Source organism: Pseudanabaena sp. 'Roaring Creek', assembly GCF_001402795.1.
Lineage (GTDB): Bacteria > Cyanobacteriota > Cyanobacteriia > Pseudanabaenales > Pseudanabaenaceae > Pseudanabaena.
Genome location: NZ_LIRE01000106.1, coordinates 1 through 931 on the forward strand (window position 1 = coordinate 1; position 931 = coordinate 931).

A 931-nucleotide genomic window follows, 5' to 3' on the forward strand; every position below is an offset into this window, starting at 1 on the left:
ATCAGAATCCTTGAGAGCGAGAATGAGAGGCTCAACGGCTTTGTCACTACCAATCTTGCCTAATACCTCTGCTGCATTTCTTCGCACATAATGATCAGAATCCTTGAGAGCGAGAATGATAGACTCAACGGCTTTGTCACTACCAATCTTGCCTAATGACTCTGCTGCTTTTGCACGTACATAATGATCAGAATCCTTGAGAGCGAGAATGAGAGACTCAACGGCTTTGTCACTGCCAATCTTGCCTAATACCTCTGCTGCATTCCTCCGCACATATTGATCAGAATCCTTGAGAGCGAGAGTGATAGACTCAACGGCTTTGTCACTGGCAATCTTGACTAATGCATCTGCGGCTTTTCCACGTACATTCCAAGCTGCATTCCTCCGCACATAATGATCAGAATCCTTGAGAGCGAGAATGAGAGGTTCAACGGCTTTGTCACTACCAATTTTGACTAATACCTCTGCTGCATTCCTTCGCACATATTGATCAGAATCCTTGAGAGCGAGAATGAGAGACTCAACGGCTTTGTCACTACCAATCTTGCCTAATGCCTCCGATGCTTTCCAACACACGTAATCATCAGAATCCTTAAGAGCAAGAATGAGAGGCTCAACGGCTTTGTCACTGCCAATCTTGACTAATGCATCAGCTGCATTCTTTCGCACATCATCATCAGAATCCTTGAGAGCGAGAATGAGAGATTCAACGGCTTTGTCACTGCCAATCTTGCCTAATACCTCTGCTGCATTCCTTCGCACACTCAAATAAGAATTCTTGAGAGCGAGAATGAGAAGCTCAACGGCTTTGTCACTGCCAATCTTGACTAATGCATCTACTACCCTCCAACGCACCTCATCAAAATCCTTGAGAGCGAGAATGAGAGACTCAACGGCTTTGTCACTGCCAATCTTGCCTAATGCCTCTGCT

1 protein-coding gene is annotated in these 931 nt (G+C 45.4%); it reads right to left on the reverse strand.

Translation table 11 applies throughout. The annotated features are described in order from the left end of the window. The coding region (locus AC805_RS03465; protein ID WP_197278615.1) for a HEAT repeat domain-containing protein at nt 1–931 on the reverse strand (931 nt) is incomplete at both ends.